Here is an 18,262-nt window from a genome sequence, read left to right as displayed (position 1 = left end):
AGGGCCACCGACATACACCACTCATTGAATGGCTTCTCATAGGTTCATCAACCCATTCGGGTTGAATAACAAGAATGAGAGCACCTCAAATGAATGAATCTCGCCCCGCTGTCAGTCCCGTACGCGTTGCCGTCGTGCAGTTCGATCCCCAGGCTGGTGTTGCCCACACCCCGTATAACCTGGACCGCAGCCTTGCGCTGGCGGGCCAGGCGGTGCGCGGCGGCGCCAACCTGATCGTGCTGCCGGAACTGGCCAACACTGGCTACAGCTTCCAGAACCGCCAGGAAGCCTTCCTCCACGCCGAAGCTGTACCGCAAGGTCCCAGCGTGCAGGCCTGGGTAAATTTCGCACAAGAGCATCGGATTTACCTGGCGGCCGGCGTCGCCGAATGTGACGGAGTGCAGCTGTTCGACACCGCGGTGCTGGTGGGCCCGGACGGGTTTATCGGCAAGTACCGCAAGGCGCATTTATGGAACGAGGAGAAGCTCTGGTTCACCCCGGGGGACCTGGGCTTTCCGGTTTTCGACACACCCATCGGGCGGATCGGCCTGCTGATCTGCTGGGATATCTGGTTTCCCGAAGTACCACGCCTGTTGAGCCAGCAGGGCGCGGATATCATCTGCAGCCTGAACAACTGGGTCTGGACCCCGCCGCCGCTGTTCGACGAGACCGGCAAATGCATGGCCTCGTACCTGACCATCACCGCGGCCCACGTCAATAACGTGTTTATCGCCGCGGCCAATCGCGTCGGCAGCGATCGCGGCGAGCGCTTCCTCGGCTGCTCGCTGATCGCCGGGACCAACGGCTGGCCCCTCAGCGAGGTAGCCTCGCCCATCGATGAGACCGTGCTGTTTGCCGATATCGATCTGGTCAGCGCCCGCAGCGCGCCGATCTGGAACAGCCTGAACGACCTGCCCAGGGACCGCCGGACCGACCTCTACGACGGTATGCTCGGCTACCTCCGCCATCCTTCCCTGCCGCGCTGAAGGAGGTCGGGATGAACACTGTCTCCAACCCGAGCCGGCTCGCCGGCCTGCTCGGCCTGGGCCTGATCCTGCTGGTCTGGCTGAGCCTGCCCTTCGGCGGGTCCGGCTACCTGCATATGATGGACAACCTGCCCGCCCCCGGTGCCTGGCTGCGCTGGGTGCTCGGCGATATCAGCGAAATGGCTTTCTACAAACATGAGCTGGCTTCGTTGGGCCTGCTGGCCGGTGCCGGCCTGGCCCATTGGGCCCATCGCCGGGGCAAGGCCTGGCAGGGCTTTGCCATCTGCTATGGCAGCGGCCTGTGGCCCTGGCTGATCGGCAGTTCGCTGCTGGGCCTGCTGCTGAGCAACCTGCTGTGGGGCTGGAGCGTGCCGCGTTATGGCTGGCAACCGACCTTCGCCGCCTTTGTCTCCGTTCCCGCAGCCACCGTGCTGCTGTTTGGCCCGGGGACGCGGATCGCCGCCAGCGGTGCAGTCATGGGGGCGCTACTGGTCACGCCGTTATGTTTGCTGCTGGTCAACTTTGTCTGCAATCCGTTGAACCTGCCGGCAGTGATCGGCAATGTGCTGGGGATGGCTCTCGGCAGCGTGATGGCCTTTACCCTGTGTCGGCGTTGGCCGGCGCTGGTGAAACCGGAACCGGCGATGGTCACCGCACCAGCGCCTGTGCCGAAAGCCAGTAATCACGGGCTGGTCTGGGGCATGCGCCGGGTACTCGCCGACTTTTCCGAAGCGCCGTTCTTCGGTAACGAATGGGCGAGCCTGGGATTGCTGTTGGGGGTATTGCTGGCCTACGGGCTCAACCCCGCCGGGCCAGCCTACGGCTCGGACCTGCTGCTGCCGATACTCGCGGCCCAGGCCCTGGCGTCGGCCATCGGTGTGATGGTCTGGCGACAGCAATGGATTACGCGGGGCTGGTACCCGACCTATATCCCGATTGTCTCCGTCGCCCCGGCCGCCGTACTGATCCATGGCGGCGGAACACTGGTGGTGATCGCCAGCGCCCTGCTCGGCGCCTTGATCGCACCGCCGCTGGCCGTCGTCCTGTCGCGGCGGGTCCCGGGGCATATGCACCCGTATATCGGCAATGTGCTGTCGATGGCGCTCAGCACGGCACTGATCGTGCCGCTGCTCGGCGGGTTGCTCAGGCTGGTCTGAATCGAACAGCGCTTTTCCCTCCACCCGGCGGTACTCTGGTGCCGCCGGCATCGCCTCTTCCCGACCTTTTATCAGCGAGAGCTCCATGTCCTTGCCTCAACTTTCCATCGCCGCCCTGGGCGGCACTGCCAGCATGCAAGCCGCCCGCCCGGACCAGGGCGTGGTGCCCAGCGTCAACGGCCAGGCCCTGCTGGAGCGGGTGCCGCTGCTGGCGACTCTGGCCCGGATCCACGTCGAGACCCTGTGCCTGCAACCCAGCGCCTCGCTGGACTTCGACTTTCTGCTCGATGTCCTCGACTGGGCCAGGCATCAAGTCGAACAAGGCGCCAGCGGCGTGGTGGTCACCCAGGGCACCGACACCCTGGAGGAGACCGCGTTCTTTTTCGAACTGCTCTGGGATCGCGAGGAGCCGCTGGTGCTGACCGGGGCGATGCGCTCAGCCGCCGAGATCAGCGCCGATGGTCCGGCGAACCTGCTGCATGCGGGCTTGGTTGCCCTGTCGAGCACCAGTCGCGGGCGTGGCGTGCAGGTGGTGATCAATGGCCAGGTCCACGCCGCGAGCCGTGTGCGCAAGAGCGATGCCCTGGCATTGGAAGCCTTCAGCTCACCGGTGTTCGGCCCCAATGGTCTGATCATCGAAAATGCCGTGCGTTATCTGCACGCTCCTGCGCCGAGAAAAATTTTGCCGTTGCCGGTTCGCAGTGGGCAGCGGATCGCTCTGCTCGAAGCGACACTGTCAGCCGATACGCTGATGTTGGAGAAGCTGCCGGAGTTGGGCTACGACGGTCTGGTGATCGCCGGTTTCGGTGCCGGTCATGTCAGTGAAGCTTGGGCCAAGGCGATCACGTCATTGGCGTTGAAGATCCCGGTGGTGATCGGTACACGTACCGGGGCCGGTTCAACGGCGAGTCACTCCTATGGCTTTGTCGGCAGTGAAATTGACCTGATCCAGCGTGGAGCGCAGATGGCGGGGTTTCTGTGTCCACGCAAGGCGCGGATTCTGTTGTGGCTGCTGATCGGCTGCCAGCGAAGCAGCGAGCTGCCGGAGTACCTGCGTCATTTCGGATATGCCCTGTAGAAGTCAAGACCGCCAAAAGCTTCGCGGGCAAGCCCTGCTCCTACAGGTCCATGCCGTACAAAAGATCTGTGTCCGACGCTGTACTGTAGGAGCTTGGCTTGTCGGGATGCCGCATCGCAGCGAAGAGGCCCTCAACGCCGCCCAAACTGCTGCCGGTACTCAAGCGGGGTCAAGTCGGTCAGTTCCTTGAACATCCGCCGCAAATTCGAATCACTGCTGAACCCCAAATCAGCACTGATGGTATTGACCGCCGTGGACGTCAGCATCAGCCGCTCACTGACCTGGTTGAGCTTGATACAACGCGCATAGGCCGCCACCGCAACACCGGTTTCCGCACTCACCCTGCGCGCCAACGTGCGCGGGGACAAACCCAACTGCTCCGCCAACCGCTGCACGGTGATCTGCTCCGCCGGCGATTGTTCAACGCACCGGTGCAACTGCCGCAACAACGAACTCGACTGCTCGATCAGGCTCATCGCCGCAAAGGCCGGATGCGCCTGGACCGGACGCGCCAACACCATCAATTTGGCCAGGTCGTGAAACAGCTCCTGACCGATCGCCCGCTCGATCAACGCCTGCGCAATCGGCAAATAGCCCGTCACCCCGCAAGCCGTCGCAGTCGACGGATTGATCACCCAGTGACGCTGGCTCTGCCAGTCCACCTTGGGATAACGCTGAGCCATGGCACCCGCCAGCCACCAGGTCACCGTCGCGGCCTGCCCCTCCAGCCGCCCGCTCGCGGCGATCAGGCAGACACCCGTGCAATAACTCCACAACTGCACACGCTTCGAACAAGCCGCCAAGGCCAACACCAAAGCGTTGTTATCGCTCACGACCTTCTCGACCTGCCGGGAAGACTCGGCCCAGAAGCCGGCAATCAGCAGCGCATCAACGTCCGTCTCCGACAAGGCCTGGGACACCTGCAACGACACACCACCGGCACACGCCACCGGGCCTGCCTGCAAGGCGACAAACAAGGTTTCGAAGAGCGTCTGCGAAGCGCGACGGTTGGCGGCATACAAAAGATCGGCAAAGGCCAGCAGCCCCGACGGTATGCAACCCGGGTACAGCAGCAATCCAATTCGAAGAGGCCGGCTCATGGCAGAAACTGAATCCATTATGTCCAATCCCGCCATTCTGCGTGACCGCCCGGTCGAACACAATGCAACCTCTTCCCAGAGGTATGAGCATGCACATCCATCAGCTACGCAATGCGACGATTATCCTGGAGTTCGGCCGCCATCGTATTCTGGTCGACCCGATGCTCGCGCGTAAAAACGCCCTGCCATCGTTACGCGTATTTCGCGCCAGGAATCGCAACCCGCTGGTCGAATTGCCGGTATCGGCCACGGAGGCACTCCAGTCGGTCACCCATTGCCTGATCACCCATTGTCAGAAAGGCCACTTCGATCACCTCGATCGCGCCGCGAAAAAATGGCTGCGCGACACCGGCACACCGGTGATCTGCACGCCCCACGACGCGGCCTATCTGGCCACCCACGACCTGAACGTACAGCCGTTGCCCAGCGACCATGAACGACCCAGCCCTTTCCTCGACGGTCAGATCCGCACGGTGCGCTGCACCCACGGCCTGGGACTGGTGGGCAAGCTGATGGAGCACGGGGTGGGTTATCTGCTTGAAATACCGGGCGAGCCCAGTCTCTTCCTGAGTGGCGATACCCTGCTCACCCCGACCGTCAAGGCATTCATCGCCGAGCATCGGCCACAACTGTCCGTCGTACCGGCGGGCGGCGCGCGATTCGATCTGGGTGGGGACATCATCATGGGGGTTGAAGAGGTCGTCGAGTTCACAAAGCTGTCAGCGGGCCTGGTGATCGCCAATCACCTGGAAGCCCTCAGCCATTGCCCGGTGAAACGCCGCTCACTGGCCGACGCGGCGCAACTGGCCGGCATCGAAGCGCGCCTGCTGATTCCCGAGGATGGAGAAGTCTTGACCTTCCCCACCGTCGGCTAACCCCGAATACTGCGCGGCTCGTGGGCCGCGCCGGGGATGGCGGTTAAGGCTTGTGCGCCCGCGACAGGAACTCGTGGGACTGCATTTCCAGCAAACGGCTCAAGGTGCGCTGGAACTCGAAGTTCAAACGCCCGCCGGTGTAGAGATCCTTGAGTTCCACTTCCGCCGAGATGATCAGCTTGACGTTGCGGTCGTAGAATTCGTCGACCATGTTGATGAATCGACGGGCGATATCATCGGTGGTGACGCTCATCTGCTCGACACCGCTGAGCAACACGGCATGGAAGATCTTGCCCAGTTCGATGTAGTCGTTCTGGCTGCGCGGGCCGTCGCACAGTTCGCGGAAGTCGAACCAGGCCACGTCGTCGCAGGTACGGATCGCGCGGATCTCGCGATTCTCGATCATCAGTACGTCGTTCTCGACGGCCTGGGTGCATTCCGGCGTCAGCGCGCGGAAGCTCTTGCGCAGGCTTTCCTGGGCCGCTTCGTTCAGCGGAAAGTGGAACAGCTCGGCCTGCTCCAGGTGCCGCAGGCGATAGTCGACGCCGCTGTCGACGTTGACGATCTCGGTGTTCTGCTTGATCAGGGCGATCGCCGGCAGGAAGCGCGCGCGTTGCAGGCCGTCCTTGTACAAACCGTCCGGCACGATGTTCGAGGTGGCCACCAGGGTCACGCCGTTCCTGAACAGCTCTTCCATCAAGGTGCCGAGAATCATCGCGTCGGTGATATCGGAAACGAAGAACTCGTCGAAACAGATCACCCGGGTCTCGGCGGCAAAGCGCTTGGCGATCAGGGTCAGCGGGTTTTTCTCGCCGGTCAGGGTCTTCATTTCTTCGTGCACCCGCTTCATGAAGCGGTGGAAGTGCGTGCGGGTCTTTTCCTTGAACGGCAGCGCTTCGAAGAAGGTGTCCACCAGGTAGGTCTTGCCGCGACCGACGCCGCCCCAGAAATACAGGCCCTTGACCGGCGCCTGGTCTTTCTTGCCGAACAGTTTGCCGAGCAGGCCCGGCTTGTTCTGCGAGGCCGCGATCAGGTCGTCGTACAGGCGCTGCAAATGGCGCACTGCCGTTTCCTGGGCCGCGTCGTGAAAGAACTCGGGGCGTTTCAGATCAGCTTGATATCGTTCTAGGGGCGTCATAATTTCGTTAGCAAGGTAACAAAAACGGGCCGTCACTTTAGCGACGGCCCGTGGGAATGGCAATCAACCCTTGGTCGGGAAGGCCTCGAATCAATCCTGTGCCGGGGTCAACGCGACCCGCAACGCCTCGATGGCCGCGTCACGCGACACTTCGTCGGCGAACTCGGCGCTGTCGGCCACGCACTCGCCTTCCAGCCAGACGCTGAAACGCCCGGCCTCGCTGCGAATATCCAGGGCCTGGCCGGCTTGCAATTGCTTGGTCACCGCACCGGCGGCCTTGCCATCGGCAAAGTGCCGCGACAGCAGCAGTTGTTCGCCATCGGCGGCCAGCAGGCGGAAACGGAAACTGCCGTCGTCTTCCCGGAAGCTGACAAAACGCGCAGCCTTGGCGGCTTTCTTTTTGCTGCTCGCGGCCACCTGGGTCTGGTTGACGAAGGAGCGCAGGCCCACCGCCTCGCGCAGCTCGCCGAGGAACGGGGTGGCGACGCTACGGGCTTTCTTCGCCCCGGCCTGGAGAATGTCTTCCAGGTCCGACGGACGGGTGATCAGCTCGTGATAACGCTCGCGGGCCTCGCCCAGATCGTTGTCCAGCAGGGTGAACAGGCGGCTCTTGGCTTCGCCCCAACCGAGGCCCGCCAGCAGCTCGCCACGGAATTCGGCAGCCTGCGCCGGGGTCGAAAACGCCTGGAACAGGGTGAACAGGTGCGAATTGTCCGGGTCCTTGGCTTCGCCCGGCGCACGGGAGTCGGTGACGATCCGCGAGATCGCCTCCTTCATGTCCTTGGCGCTGCTGAACAACGGGATGGTGTTGTCGTAGCTCTTGGACATTTTCCGGCCATCGAGGCCCGGCAGCGTGGCGACGCTTTCCTCGATCAGTGCTTCGGGCATGACGAAGAATTCCTTGCCCTGGCCGAACAGGTGGTTGAAGCGCTGGCCGATGTCGCGGGCCATTTCCACGTGCTGGATCTGGTCGCGACCGACCGGCACCTGGTGGGCGTTGAACATCAGGATGTCGGCGGCCATCAGCACCGGGTAGCTATACAGGCCCATGGTGATCCCGGCATCCGGGTCTTCGCCGCCTTCGACGTTCTTGTCCACCGAGGCCTTGTAGGCATGGGCGCGGTTGAGCAGGCCCTTGGCGGCGACACAGGTCAGCAGCCAGGTCAGCTCGGGGATTTCCGGGATATCCGACTGACGATAGAAGGTCACGCGGTCCACATCCAGGCCACCGGCCAGCCAGGTCGCGGCGATTTCCAGGCGCGAGCGCTGGATGCGCAGCGGGTCATCGCACTTGATCAGGGCGTGGTAGTCGGCCAGGAAGTAGAACGAATCGGCGTTGCTGTCGCGGCTGGCGAGGATCGCCGGGCGGATCGCGCCGGCGTAGTTGCCCAGGTGCGGCGTGCCCGTGGTGGTGATACCGGTAAGGATGCGCGTACGTGTGGTCATGGAGGGTCGCTTGTTCAATTCGAGAGGCGCGGCAGGATCAGATCCTTGAGATCGGTCAGCTTGCCGTGGAAAAAGTGTCCGCATTCTGCCACTTTCAGCAGCTCATGGGGACGTTCCAGCGCGGCGGACCAATCATAGACAAGCTGCGGATCGATGACTTCGTCGGTTTCCGGCTGGATCAGGGTCAGCGGACAGTTTTCCGGCAGACGGTCGACCGCCTGCAAACGCATGACCGCCGCGGCCACCAGGAACAGGTGCTGCAAGGTCTGGCCCTGGGCTTCCAGGCGACCGCCGAGGCTCGCCGCGACAAAACCGCCGAAGGAAAAACCGAACAGGGTCAGGGGCAAACCCGGGTGCCGTTCGAGCAGCCATTGCGCGGCGGCCTGGGCGTCATCGACTTCGCCGTGGCCCATATCGTGGCTGCCGGCACTGGCGCCGACGCCGCGATAGTTGAAGCGCAAAGTGATCAGGCCGGCATCGCGCGCAGTGCGCTGCAGGGTCGAGACGACCTTGTTGAGCATCGTGCCGCCCTGCACCGGATTGGGGTGGCAGATCAGCGCCAGGCCCCGTGGTTCGGGGATATCCAGGTACAAGGCTTCCAGTTGGCCGACAGGGCCATCGATCAATACAGGGGTTTCACGCATCAGCAAGGAAGGAACTCCGTGACCTCTCAAGGGGTCGACTCGTCTAGCTAAAAGTCTGTGCCTGACATGACTGCGACCTTAAGATCGCGGTATACAGCGCAGGTCCGAGCCGTTAACGTAAAGCAAAGCCGTTTATAGAGGAAGGACTCGTGGAACACTCGCTCTTAGTTTGGTTGTTGCCGACTCTTGCCCTGGTTGCCGGTGTCGCCATTGGTTTCCTGGTCGCCCGTCTGGTCCCGAGTGCCGCTCCGAGCAGCACGCAGCGCCAGTTGGACGATATCCAGGAACGTTTCGACAGTTATCAGAACGAAGTGGTCACCCACTTCAACAGCACCGCGAACCTGGTAAAAAAACTCACCCAGAGCTACCAGGAAGTGCAAGACCATCTCGCCGAGGGTGCCAACCGCCTGGCCCTCGACGAACAGACCCGCCAACGCCTGCTCGCCGCCCTGCACGCCGATGCGGTACAGAGCCCTCGGGAACGCCTGACACCACCGCGCAGCCAGGAGCCGCCACGCGACTACGCCCCCAAGGCGCCCAATGCGCCCGGCATGCTGGATGAGCACTACGGCCTGAAAAAATAAGCCGGTTTCCAGCGCTATTAAAAAGCCCGCCCGATCAGTGATCGGGCGGGCTTTTTTACACCTGGGGTTCAGTCAGGCAATCAAGGGTATTGCTGCACCGGCTGACCGTACTGCTGGCCCTGCTGGTATTGCGGCTGACCTTGTTGCTGGTACTGTTGGCCCTGCTGCTGGTACTGCGGCTGGCCTTGTGGCGGATACGGCTGAACTTGAGGTTGGCCCTGAGGCTGGCCGTAGTTCTGGCCGGGAATCGCCTTCAGGTTGACCTCCACCCGACGGTTCTGCGCCCGACCGTTGACATCGGCGTTGCTGGCCACCGGATTATCCGGGCCGGCACCGCGAGCCGAAAGATTGGCCCCGCTGACCCCCTGGGAGGTCAGGTAGTTGGCAACGCTCTGGGCGCGGCGCTGGGACAGGTCCATGTTCAACTGGCGACTGCCGGTGCTGTCGGTGTAGCCGACGATTTCGATCTGATTCTGGCTGAACTCCTTGAGGGAGTTGGCCAGGTTGTTCAGTGGCTGATAGAAGCTGCTGGCGATCGCATCGGAGTTGGTTGCGAAGGTAATGCTGCCGGGCATGATCAACTTGATCTGATCACCCTGGCGCTGCACCTGGACGCCAGTGTTGGCCATACTCTCGCGCAGTTTCTTTTCCTGCTGGTCGGCGTAGTAGCCGTAACCGGCACCCGCCAGGCCAGCCAGGGCACCACCGATCAGCGCTCCCTTGCCATGGTTCTTGTGGTCGATCAGCGCACCGGCCGCGGCCCCGGCGAGCACGCCAATGCTGCCGTACTTGGCGGTGTTGCTCATGCCCCCTGAGCTTTGTTGCTGCTGTGCCTGTCCCTGGCTGTCATACGGGTTTGGGTTTTGCGATGCACAGCCGGACACGAGGGCGACGGCGGTAGCGACGATAATCAAGCGACGCGAGGTGAACATGAATCAGGCTCCTACTCATTTAAGGTGCAACAGTCGATGACAATAGACTCCTGCTGGCCTTGGAACATGACGAATGGTAAAAATTCCATGAAACTTCTCAGCCACGAACAAAAGGATTTTCGCGCATTTCCTCGCCCAGGCAGGTGTCGGGGCCGTGCCCGGTGACCACCGTCGCCTCTTCGTCCAGGGTATACAGGCGCTGCTTGATCGAACGCACGATCGTGGCCTGGTCGCCGCCCCACAGATCCGTGCGCCCAATCCCGCGACGAAACAGCGTGTCACCGGCAATCAACAGTTTGGCGTCGGCAAACCAGAAGCTCATGGAGCCCGGGGTATGCCCCGGCGTATGCAGGGCCACCCCGCAGCCGCAGGCCAATTCCTCATCATCGGCCAGCCACTGGTCCGGTGACGGCACCGGTACGTAAGGCACGCCGAACAGGTTGCATTGCATTTCCAGGTTGTCCCAGAGGAACTGGTCTTCCTTGTGCAGGTGCAGGGTCGCGCCGGTTTTTTCCTTGAGTTGGCCGGAGGCCAGGAAGTGATCCAGATGCGCGTGGGTATGGATGATGCTGACCAGTTTCAGCCCATGGGCTTCGAGCCGGGCGAGGATCAGCTCCGGGTTGCCGCCCGGGTCGACGACAATGGCCTTTTTCGTGATCGGATCGCCGATCAGGGTGCAGTTGCACTGCAAGGGGCCGACGGGGAAGGTTTCGCGAATCAGGCTAGGTTTTGCAGCGTCCATAGGTGTTCACTGTGAAGTTAGTAGGGTTTGATTCAGCCCGGGGTTCATTCCTGCTGCTGGGGACAATACTGTGTCTGGCTTAATTCATCGCTGTTCACGCCGGCACGGCCACTGCCCTTGGGCACGAGCAACACCAACACACCAGCGATAACTTCTAGAATCCCACTCCCGACGATGACACTGCCCGGTTCGAAGCGCGCATAAAGCGCCGCGCCACACGCGCCGGCAATCAGGATCGAGGCCCCCATCGCGGCAAAACGCAGCCTGGCCAGACCGGCGATCTCGCTCTGCCTGAAGGTGGTTTGAATCAGCAGGATAAACGAGATATCGATCACCGGACCGCCAAGGGCCGCCAGGCCGGCGCCGAACATCATGCCGGCCAGGACGTGCTCCGCCGGCAGGTACAGCACCGCCGCGCCAATGATCGCAATGCCCAGGCCATTGAGCACCGAACCGAAGCTGAAACCACCATACAGGCGACGGATCTGCAGGTTGCCGACGACAAAAATGCCGATCAGGTTGCCCGCGCCATAAGCCCCCATGATCAGGCCGTAGACCGCAAAGCCGTGGAAGCCAAAGCCCTGGATATCATACTTGACCACCGCCAGCGCCATGCCGATGGACATCCCCAGGCTCCAGGCAACGTTGCCCAACCCGGCACACACATACACCACCTGCATCCGCCGCCGGCCGACCAGGCTGCGCCAACCGGCGGCAAACGCGGCGCGCCGGCTGATCATTTTGGCCGGTTGACGCGGCAGGGCCTTGCCCAGTTTCATCAGCGCCCAGGCCGAGATCAGGAACGTCAGGCTGTTGAGGGTAAACAGCTGCTCCAGCGGAATCAGCAGGGTGATGGCCGCCGCCAGCATCGGCCCGATCACCCGCGCCACCCGGAGGATCACGTCGAACAGCGCGTTAACCGCCTGCAACTGCCCCGGCGCCGCGACAATCCGAGGGAGGCTGGCGCGCAACGCCGGTTCGAACAGGGAGTTGACGATCATCATCAGCATGACCGGTATCGCCAGGGTCCACAGGCTCATAAAGCCCAACGCCCAGGACAGCATCGGTATCAGGGCAAACCCGGCGCGCACCAGATCGGCGCCGATCATCGTGCGTCGATGGTCCCAGCGCTCGGCCCAGATCCCGCCCAGCAACGCTCCCGCCAATGCGGCCGTGCCGCGCAAGGCACCGAGCCAACTGGCATCGCTGCCCGCGACCTGCACCGCCATCCAGGCAACAGCAATCGCGAACAACTCATCACCGATGGCCGAGAGCGCCAGCCCTCCCCACAGCAAGGCCACCGGTCGCTGCAGTAAAGGTCTAAACAGTTTCATCAAGCATGCGAGTCCAATCCCTCTCCAAACCAGGACCAAGGCTCAAGAGAACGGCCCCGAAGCCACCTCCCTGGGCGAATCCCCTCGATACCCGGTGCCAAACGCCGTCTGCAACTGCTCGACACTGCGCACCAGCAGTTCCTTGAGTTCCGGCAACCATTGCGGGTCCTCCAGCACCCGCAGCACCGCCGCCGCATCACCATACATCAGCTCGCGTTCAAGGGCACTGGCACGCTGCGACAAGGCCCGCGCACCGACAGTGCCGGAACTGCCCTTGATCGCATGCAGCACCGCCGCCACCGCCGGCCCGTCACGGTCCTGCAGGTGTGTCGGAAGCAACGCCAGGTGTTTTTCCAGCTCCGCGCCAAAGGTGTAAAGGACGGTGCAGATCAGTTCGAGATTGCCACCGAAGCGGCTCATGATCGAATCCCGTGGTTCGATCACCGACTCCGTCGAATACTGGCGCACCTCACTCATCATCAACGGCTGAGGCGCCTCGCGCCCGGTCTGGACGCGCAACTTCAGCACCAGTTGTTCAAGGTCGATGGGTTTGCTCACATGATCGTTCATGCCCGCCGCCATACAGGCCTCACGGTCGCTGCTGGAGGCGTTGGCGGTCATCGCCAGGATCGGCAACAGGGCAAAATGCGGGTGGCGACGAATCCGCCGCGTCGCTTCCAGGCCATCGATGTCCGGCATCTGGATATCCATCAGCACCGCATCGAACGGCGTCGACGCCGACATCACCTGGCTGACGCCCTCCAACCCACCTTCCGCCAGGATGACCTGGGCACCTTCGCCCCTCAGCAACTCGTCGGCGACCTGACGGTTGAGGGCGTTGTCTTCCACCACCAGCAAGCGCAAGCCGGCCAGGCGCCGGGGCCTGACCGGCCCGGGCAAGGCCTCGGGTAGCGGCTCGCTGGTGCTGAAGGCACGTTGGACCGCATCGGCCAACTGCCGCGGCGTCACCGGTTTGGTGAGAAACCCCACAAAGGGCGCATCGCCTTCGTGGTGTACATCCGCCAGGACCTCACGCCCGTAGGCGGTAATCATGATCACCATCGGTGGCGGCGCGGCCCGTTCCTGCAAGCTGATCAAGCGGGCGGCGCTGAGGCCGTCCATATCCGGCATGCGCCAGTCCATCAGCACCACATCGTAGGGTTCGCCGCGTAATTGCGCTGCGCGCACGGCCTCGACCGCCGCCGTGCCACCGCTCACCGTGTCGGCGGTCCAACCCAGGGAGCGCACGGTACGCAGCAGCAGCTCACAGGCCATGGAGTTGTCGTCGGCCACCAGCAGGCGCATCGTCGAATCGACACCGGGACAGGACAGCCGCAGGGCCTCCTCGCGGGCCACATCCAGGCTGATATCGAACCAGAACCGGCTACCGACCCCCACCTCGCTCTCGACCAATAACTCACCGCCCATCAGGCCGACCAGGCGCTTGCAGATCACCAGGCCCAGCCCGGTGCCGCCGAAACGGCGGCTGGTCGAAGCTTCCGCCTGGGCGAAACCGTCAAACACCCGCTGCAGTTGTTCGGCACTGATACCGATGCCGGTATCGCACACCTCGACCCGAACCTTCACCGAGCCCGGCAGGCGCTTCAACTGTCGGATACTGACCACCACCTGGCCCTGCTGGGTGAACTTCAGGGCGTTGCCGGCCAGGTTGATCAGCACCTGCTGCAAGCGCAGGCTGTCGCCCACCAGGCTGCCGGGCAGGTCGGAGTCCAGGTCGAACATCACCTCGACTTCCTTGCTGCCCTGGTTACCCGCGAGCACCACCGCCAGGTCGCGCATCAGCGGCTCGAGCTCGAAGGGGTGGGGGTCCAGGCGCAGTTTGCCGGCCTCGATCTTGGAGTAGTCGAGGATGTCGTTGAGCAGCCCGAGCAGCGATCTGGCCGCCGTCTGGGCCTTGACCACGTAGTCGCGCTGGCGGGCCTTGAGGTCGGTGTGCTGGACCAACTGCAACATCCCCAGCACCGCGTTCATCGGCGTGCGGATTTCATGGCTCATATTGGCCAGGAAGAACGACTTGGCCGCACTGGCGCTGTCGGCCTGGTTCTTGGCCCGCAGCAGATAGGACTCCAACTCGCGCTGGGCGGTGATATCGCGGTTGATACCGGTGACCCGCAGGGCTTGCCCCTGGGCATCACGCTCGACCTGGGCGCCGGCCTGAATGAAACGTATCCGGCCGTCCGGCGCCTGCACGCGGAAGATCGGGTCATACACGCCCTCCCCGGCGACGGCGGCCGCCAACTGCGCGGCGGCCGCCTCGACGTCCTCGGGGTGAACCCGCTCGTACCAGTGCGCATAGTTCAAGCCGTTATCACGCAGGGTCAGCGGCTGGCTGTAGAACTCGAACATCCGGTCGTTCCATTGCAAGCCATTGTCCGCCAGGGTCCAGGTCCAGATACCCAACTCGGCCACATCGGCGGCCATCAACAATTGATCCCGGATCACCCGGCTCGCTTGCAGACTCAACTCAAGCTGATGCTCGGCGGCCTTGCGCTGGGTGATATCGACGGCGATGCCCAGGTAACCGATCAATTGCCCTTCGTCGTCGCGCAGGGACGTCACCACCAGGCTGACCGGCACATGGGAGCCATCCTTGCGCACATAGGTCCACTCGCGGGTCTCCGAGTGTTCGAACTCCGGCTTGTGGGTAAAGACCCTGAAACCTTCGATGACCTGCCCATACTCAATGCTGAGCTCAGCCCCACGGCGGGTGACTTCCTGTTCGACATGAAGGAGTGCCGGCGTGGTCTTGCCCAGCAACTCTTCGGCGCGATAACCGAGCATATGCTCGGCGCCTTCGTTGAACACACTGATCACATCGTCCAGATCGGTGGCGATGATCGACACCTCGGAGGCCGAACGCAGCACACTGCTGAACAGCAGATTGATCCGCCGCAGCTCCGAGGTGCGTGCCGCCACCTGCTCTTCGAGGCTGGAGTTGAGTTCGAGAATCCGCGCCTCGGCGGCCTTCTGCGCGCTGATGTCGCGAAGAATCTTGGAAACACCGACCACCCGACCGTGTTCGTCGCAGATGGGGGAAACATTGACCGACACATGGATATTGCAACCGTCCTTGCGCCGCCGCAGGGTATCGAAGTTGGTAATCGTCTCGCCGAGTGCGATACGCGCCAGGATATCGACCTCTTCCGGAGCCAGCTCGGGCGGTACGATCAGCTTCACCAGCGGCAGGCCCACCGCCTCCTGCGCGGTATAACCCAACAGCTTCTGCGCCCCCTTGTTCCAACTGGTCACCACACCTTGCAGAGTCTTTCCGATGATCGCGTCCGCCGAGCCCTCGACGATCGAGGCCAGCCGCGCCTGCTCGGCGATCACCTGCAGACGACGCTGGGAGCTGATCCCGGCAATGGCCGCGAGCGCGGCCAGCAGCAAGGTCGCCAGGACACCGAGGAAAAACACCACCGTTGGCGACACCAGGTGCAGGCGCTGGGCGAACAGCGGCAACGCCTCCAACTGGACCTGCCAGCGCCGACCGAAGATGTCGCGCTCCAGGGTTTGGGTCATCAACCCCACCGGCTGCGCTCCCGCCGCATAGCTCGTCTGGTAGAACTGCTCCTCCTTCCCCGGCACGGTAATGTCCGTGAGCCGCAGGTTCACGGCCTCGCTTTCCGGTAACAAACCGCCCAGCACACTCTCGATCAGCAAAGGTGCGTAGCCCCAGCCCACCACAGCCGCCTCGCGCTCCGCCTCGGTGGGCGGGACGATACCGTCCTTGTAGATCGGCAACAGGATCAGGAACGACTGTTCCGGGCTGCCCAACGCCTGTACCAGCGTGATCGGCGATGTGATGCGCGCGCTTGCGCTACGTGCAGCCCCCCGGGCTGCCTCGGCCCGGTCGGCCTCCGAGGCGATGTCCAGGCCGAAGGCCGCCGACTGGTCGGCGTTCGGCTCCAGGTACTGGATCACATAGAGGTCGCCGTCATGAGGCGCAAACTGGCGAATAGTGAAGTCCGGTGCACCATCGGCCCGGGCCCGGCGCACAAACGCATCCAGTTCCTGAACCGGTACCCGGCGGATAAAGCCGAACCCGCGGGCCCCGGGAAACTCCTTGGGCACGTCACGCATCTGGCTATAGCGGTGGAAAATCTCCCGCGTCATGCCATCCACGCCGGCGGTGATCATCGCGCCACGGGTACCGCGCAAGCCGTACTGGTAAAGCTGCAGCCGGGTCAACACCGACTGCACCGCGCTTTCGGCCTCGGCGTCGAGGGCTTCGCGGGTACGTTGCTCATTGCTATTGTGCAGGATCAGGCATCCCACGACCGTCGCCACCAGCCCAAGGGCCAGGATCATCGCGACACGCCCATTCAGGGCAGACAGGCTAGCTCGTTTCAACACTGGGGCTCCCTTGAGCAGTGCGGCGATCCCGAGGGTCGGGATATCGATCGGCGGCAACTGGCCCCACGGCCCTCATGCCGTTCGTGGCCATGAAGACAGGAAGGCGCATATCTGGGTAAACGGAATTGGTCGGCAATACAGATAGCCCTGCATGATCCGGCAACCCCGTTCCAGCAGGAGGGCGGCCTGTTGCGGGGTCTCCACGCCTTCGGCCACCAGTTCAAGGCCCAGTGCCTGCCCCAACTTGATGATCGCCTCGACAATGGCCAGGTCGCTCTTGTCGGTGAGCATGTCGCGTACAAAGCTCTGGTCGATCTTCAACACATCGATGGGAAACCGCTTGAGATAGGCCAGGCTCGAATACCCCGTGCCGAAATCGTCGATGGCCACATGCACGCCCAATTCCTTGAGCGCCACCAGGGTTTCGCGGGCGTTGTCGATGTCCCGGGCCAGGACCCCTTCGGTGATTTCCAGCTCCAGCCAGCGCGGCTCCAGGCCCGAGTCGAGGAGGATGCCCTTGACCATGCCGAGGAACGACTCTTCGCGAAACTGCACGGCGCTGATGTTCACACTGACGCAGATCGGATAGCCCAGCTCGTGGAGTTTGCAGGTGTCCTTGCAGGCCTGGAGCAGCACGTATTTGCCGATGGGGATGATCAGCCCGGTTTCTTCGGCCAGCGGAATGAAGTCCGCCGGCGAGACCAGGTTGCCGTCGCCGTTGCGCCAGCGGATCAGTGCCTCCATGCCGACCACGCACTGGTCCTGGGCATCGACCTTGGCCTGGTAGAACACCTCGAACACCCCCTCCTCGATGGCCGCGCGCATATGCCGTTCAAGCAAGTGGCGGGCACGCATGCCGCTTTCGATACCGGGAGAAAAAAACAGGTAGCGGTTACGCCCCGCCAGCTTGGCCTGATACATCGCGGCGTCGGCATGTCGGTAGAGCGATTCGAGATCATCGCTGTCTTCCGGGAACACCCCGATGCCGATACTGGCGCTCAGGTCGTAGCGCGTGCCCTGCAATGAAAACGGGCTGGAAATGGCCGCCAGAACCTGCTCGGCGAAATCGCCCACCGCCTCGAAACCGTCCACCTCCGAGAGCAGGATGATGAACTCGTCGCCGCCTTGGCGACTGAGGGTATCCATGCCGCGCAGGAGCATCGACAGGCGCGTCGCCACATATTTGAGCATCTGGTCGCCAACCGAATGGCCCATGGAGTCATTGATAGCCTTGAAATTGTCCAGGTCCAGCAACAACATCGCCAGCCGCCCGTGATCGCGCCGGGCCATTTTCAGCGCCTGCTCGGCACGATCCTGCAACAGCATGCGATTGGGCAAGCCGGTAAGGGCGTCATGGTTGGCCAGGCGCTTGGCTTCGTTGCGCAGGGTGATATGAGCGTTGATATGCGCCCTGGCCACCGGGATATTCAGGGGCTTCTGGATAAAATCGATACCGCCGTAGCCCAGGGCCTGGAGCTCGTAATCGGCCTGGGCATGGGAGGTAACGAAAATCACCGCGGCGTCGGACAGCTTGGGATCGGCCTTCAGCGCCTTGCAGACCTCAAAGCCGTTCATGCCGGGCATCTCGATATCCAGCAGGACCACATCGGGACGGCATTGGCGTGCCACTCGCAGCGCTTCCTCACCACTGGTGGCGACATGCACCTGGGCCAGGTCCCGCACCGACTCGCGGAGAATCATCGCTTCGGTCGCCTGGTCGTCAACGATCAGGACAACCGGAGAGGGACTAAATGTGGACTCGCGCATTCCTTGCTCCCAGGCAATTCCTTTGTAATTCATGACCAAAGAGCGCTGACGTGGCGCCGTTCCTCCCCCCTCGTCAGCCTTCAGTCGTTCAAGGCGTTGAAAGTG

The 18,262-nt window shown here is 62.9% G+C and carries 14 protein-coding genes; 5 read left to right on the top strand and 9 right to left on the bottom strand.

Annotated features, from left to right (window positions below; translation table 11 throughout):
- Nucleotides 1-89 precede the first annotated feature (89 nt).
- From M5C71_RS07140 to M5C71_RS07130, 3 genes are all read left to right on the top strand, one after another.
- Nucleotides 90-986, top strand: coding sequence for a nitrilase family protein (locus M5C71_RS07140; RefSeq protein ID WP_248767537.1), 897 nt, complete (start codon nucleotides 90-92; stop codon nucleotides 984-986).
- Between the two features lie 11 nt (nucleotides 987-997).
- Entirely contained in the window at nucleotides 998-2,143 is a 1,146-nt protein-coding gene (locus M5C71_RS07135; RefSeq protein WP_248767536.1) for a hypothetical protein, read from the top strand.
- A gap of 85 nt (nucleotides 2,144-2,228) precedes the next feature.
- A complete protein-coding gene (locus tag M5C71_RS07130) occupies nucleotides 2,229-3,221 on the top strand; it encodes an asparaginase (RefSeq protein WP_248767535.1) in 993 nt (330 codons plus the stop codon).
- A 131-nt stretch (nucleotides 3,222-3,352) separates the two neighbouring features.
- Here the strand turns inward: M5C71_RS07130 and M5C71_RS07125 are convergent, their stop codons facing one another.
- A complete protein-coding gene (locus M5C71_RS07125) occupies nucleotides 3,353-4,339 on the bottom strand; it encodes a helix-turn-helix domain-containing protein (protein ID WP_248767534.1) in 987 nt (328 codons plus the stop codon).
- A 71-nt stretch (nucleotides 4,340-4,410) separates the two neighbouring features.
- Here M5C71_RS07125 and M5C71_RS07120 point away from each other — a divergent pair, with 71 nt between their 5' ends.
- The gene (locus M5C71_RS07120) at nucleotides 4,411-5,196 is read left to right on the top strand and encodes an MBL fold metallo-hydrolase (RefSeq protein ID WP_248767533.1); all 786 of its coding nucleotides are present in this window, start codon (nucleotides 4,411-4,413) and stop codon (nucleotides 5,194-5,196) included.
- A 43-nt stretch (nucleotides 5,197-5,239) separates the two neighbouring features.
- Here M5C71_RS07120 and zapE read toward each other — a convergent pair whose 3' ends face one another.
- From zapE to M5C71_RS07105, 3 genes are all read right to left on the bottom strand, one after another.
- Nucleotides 5,240-6,334, bottom strand: a complete 1,095-nt coding sequence (gene zapE / locus M5C71_RS07115; protein WP_103494505.1) for a cell division protein ZapE — start codon at nucleotides 6,332-6,334, stop codon at nucleotides 5,240-5,242.
- Between the two features lie 90 nt (nucleotides 6,335-6,424).
- Nucleotides 6,425-7,780, bottom strand: coding sequence for a tryptophan--tRNA ligase (locus M5C71_RS07110; protein ID WP_103494504.1), 1,356 nt, complete (start codon nucleotides 7,778-7,780; stop codon nucleotides 6,425-6,427).
- A gap of 14 nt (nucleotides 7,781-7,794) precedes the next feature.
- On the bottom strand, nucleotides 7,795-8,424 hold the full coding sequence (locus tag M5C71_RS07105) for an alpha/beta hydrolase (RefSeq protein WP_103494604.1): 630 nt from the start codon (nucleotides 8,422-8,424) through the stop codon (nucleotides 7,795-7,797).
- A gap of 149 nt (nucleotides 8,425-8,573) precedes the next feature.
- On the opposite strand from M5C71_RS07105, the gene M5C71_RS07100 reads away from it, so the two are divergent.
- Complete coding sequence (locus tag M5C71_RS07100; protein WP_103494503.1) at nucleotides 8,574-9,008, top strand: DUF1043 family protein; 435 nt, start codon at nucleotides 8,574-8,576, stop codon at nucleotides 9,006-9,008.
- 80 nt (nucleotides 9,009-9,088) lie between these two features.
- On the opposite strand, the gene M5C71_RS07095 is transcribed toward M5C71_RS07100, so the two are convergent.
- The 5 genes from M5C71_RS07095 to M5C71_RS07075 all read right to left on the bottom strand — a co-directional run bounded on the left by M5C71_RS07095 (nucleotide 9,089) and on the right by M5C71_RS07075 (nucleotide 18,157).
- Entirely contained in the window at nucleotides 9,089-9,940 is an 852-nt protein-coding gene (locus M5C71_RS07095; RefSeq protein ID WP_248746380.1) for an OmpA family protein, read from the bottom strand.
- Between the two features lie 97 nt (nucleotides 9,941-10,037).
- On the bottom strand, nucleotides 10,038-10,682 hold the full coding sequence (locus M5C71_RS07090; RefSeq protein ID WP_248746381.1) for an MBL fold metallo-hydrolase: 645 nt from the start codon (nucleotides 10,680-10,682) through the stop codon (nucleotides 10,038-10,040).
- A 44-nt stretch (nucleotides 10,683-10,726) separates the two neighbouring features.
- Nucleotides 10,727-12,016 carry an MFS transporter gene (locus tag M5C71_RS07085; RefSeq protein ID WP_248746382.1) on the bottom strand — a complete coding sequence of 430 codons (1,290 nt, stop codon included), beginning with the start codon at nucleotides 12,014-12,016 and terminating at the stop codon, nucleotides 10,727-10,729.
- Between the two features lie 42 nt (nucleotides 12,017-12,058).
- Nucleotides 12,059-16,345, bottom strand: coding sequence for a hybrid sensor histidine kinase/response regulator (locus M5C71_RS07080; protein WP_248746411.1), 4,287 nt, complete (start codon nucleotides 16,343-16,345; stop codon nucleotides 12,059-12,061).
- 117 nt (nucleotides 16,346-16,462) lie between these two features.
- Nucleotides 16,463-18,157 (bottom strand): EAL domain-containing protein, encoded by a 1,695-nt coding sequence (locus M5C71_RS07075; RefSeq protein WP_103494499.1) that lies wholly within the window; start codon nucleotides 18,155-18,157, stop codon nucleotides 16,463-16,465.
- Nucleotides 18,158-18,262: the final 105 nt, after the last annotated feature.

It is taken from the genome of Pseudomonas sp. MWU12-2345, assembly GCF_023242385.1.
Lineage (GTDB): Bacteria > Pseudomonadota > Gammaproteobacteria > Pseudomonadales > Pseudomonadaceae > Aquipseudomonas > Aquipseudomonas gingeri_D.
Note: the sequence above shows the minus strand (reverse complement) of the source record. Positions and strands in the feature narration are given on the sequence as shown.